4 protein-coding genes are annotated in these 2077 nt (G+C 47.6%); 1 reads left to right on the top strand and 3 read right to left on the bottom strand.

Annotated elements, in window-relative coordinates:
- The coding region (gene mntP / locus ACUU1M_RS19930) for a manganese efflux pump MntP (RefSeq protein ID WP_072277692.1) at positions 1–334 on the top strand (334 nt) is incomplete at its 5' end.
- Here mntP and rlmA read toward each other — a convergent pair.
- The 3 genes from rlmA to ACUU1M_RS19945 form a co-directional block, all read right to left on the bottom strand.
- Positions 331–1140, bottom strand: a complete 810-nt coding sequence (gene rlmA / locus ACUU1M_RS19935) for a 23S rRNA (guanine(745)-N(1))-methyltransferase (RefSeq protein WP_000010128.1) — start codon at positions 1138–1140, stop codon at positions 331–333. The genes mntP and rlmA overlap by 4 nt on opposite strands.
- 165 nt (positions 1141–1305) lie before the next feature.
- Positions 1306–1515 carry a transcription antiterminator/RNA stability regulator CspE gene (gene cspE, locus ACUU1M_RS19940; RefSeq protein WP_001062678.1) on the bottom strand — a complete coding sequence of 70 codons (210 nt, stop codon included), beginning with the start codon at positions 1513–1515 and terminating at the stop codon, positions 1306–1308.
- Between the two features lie 12 nt (positions 1516–1527).
- Positions 1528–1671 (bottom strand): DUF2627 domain-containing protein, encoded by a 144-nt coding sequence (locus tag ACUU1M_RS19945; protein ID WP_001295496.1) that lies wholly within the window; start codon positions 1669–1671, stop codon positions 1528–1530.
- Positions 1672–2077 lie beyond the last annotated feature (406 nt).

Below are 2077 nucleotides of genomic sequence, written 5' to 3' on the forward strand. Positions count from 1 at the left end.
ATTCCTCGGCGGGCGAATGATTATTGAGGGTTTTCGTGGCGCAGATGATGAAGATGAAGAGCCGCGCCGTCGGCACGGTTTCTGGCTACTGGTAACCACCGCGATTGCCACCAGCCTGGATGCCATGGCTGTGGGTGTTGGTCTTGCTTTCCTTCAGGTCAACATTATCGCGACCGCATTGGCCATTGGTTGTGCAACCTTGATTATGTCGACATTAGGGATGATGGTTGGTCGCTTTATCGGCTCAATTATTGGGAAAAAAGCGGAAATTCTCGGCGGGCTGGTGCTGATCGGTATCGGCGTCCAGATCCTCTGGACGCACTTCCACGGTTAATAAGAACGCTGCCAGAGGTGAATATTAAAGTCCGTCTGGCAGTCGAACACTTCTTTTGCTGCCAGTGTTTGCCAGACTTCTGGCTTCGCACGCCAGGCAAACGGCGTCATCTGCAATAATGCGACGGCTTCATCACCGCGAAGACGCATCGGATAACACAACTCCGCACTCTGCTGTAATGTAAAACCTTCCAGTTGTTCTGCATGAGGTGCATGAAGATGTACTTCATTGTAAATCAGCCCCTTCAGCTCCATCAAATGTCGCGGTCCCGGCGTGGCAGTAATGACCCAGCCGCCGGGCTTCACTACTCGTGCTAATTCTTCTGCTTTACACGGCGCGTAAATACGTATTATGGCGTCCATACTGGTATCGGAAAACGGCAAACGGTGGCTGGAAGCGACACAAAGAGTGACCTGCGGATAGCGTTTCGCCGCCGCTTTTATCGCTACCTTCGAGACATCCAGGCCAAACGTGGTGATTTCGGGCAACGCATCGGCAAATGCGTGTGTGTAATACCCTTCACCACAGCCAATATCCAGCACCGCCGTGGCCTTTTCATCAAGCCGTTCCCGCAGTTGGGCGACAATTGCATCACGCAGCGGCTGATAATGTCCGGCATCTAAGAATGCGCGGCGTGCTTGCATCATTTCCGCGCTGTCGCCCGGATCACGAGACCGTTTATGCTGAACGGGCAGCAGATTGACATACCCTTCTTTCGCCATATCAAACTGATGTCGTTGGGGACAGATATAGCTGTTTTTTTCACGCGAAAGAGGCTGATGGCAAAGTGGACAGGAAAACGACATGACAACTCCGGCAGGATACTAAAGGCCGCAAGTGTAACGCGAATCACGCGGCGGGCAAATATCCGAACGCCAGGAGCGAAGATAAAGCATAGTAAAAAGCCTCGCATTCGACGAGGCTTTATAGCGAGATTGAAGCGTATTCACACTTCAGATCAGTGGATTCGATCAGATAGCTGTTACGTTAACAGCTGCCGGACCTTTCTGGCCGTCCTGAATTTCGAACTCAACGTTCTGACCTTCAGCCAGAGTTTTGAAGCCATTACCCTGGATAGCGGAGAAGTGTACGAACACATCTTTGCTGCCATCAGCCGGAGTAATGAAGCCAAAACCTTTAGACTCGTTGAACCACTTAACCTGACCTTTAATCTTTGCCATTTGAAAAATTCCTTAGATTGTTTTCTTCGCCCGCAGGCATAACATAGATAAAACTGACACATTACTGCATGAGGCACCAATATAAGGCTCGGCAGAGAAGCGGTATTCAACGTCAACGTGTTTACTCAGGACTTCTTTACTGAAAATGCCACACATAAACAGAACTGTACCTCGTTTAACCCGAAATCTTTTATCACATACAACGTTAATTATGGCAAGCCATTTTTAAACATGTCTCGATCAGACGCACAAATCTCGATACGTCTTCCACTTTTTTTGCACACTTATGCAACGGAATACGCGCCGATATATCATTGTGCTTAACCTTGCCAGTTCAGGCAGATACTTAAACTGGCGTAGTTTCTAACATAGTTCAATAAGTTCAGTTGTTCTAGGCCAGAGGGAGAAGTTATTACATAGTGCGTGCAATATCACATTTTCTGCTATGCAATGAATAAAAAGTTATATCACTTTTTCTCATAAAACAGTCAGTTAACGGCTATCAATTACCCTAAAGAGAAGTCAATCCCCAAAGGGATTGTAAATTTAAAATAAGAAAAAT

This window comes from Shigella sp. SIG6 (assembly GCF_053555815.1).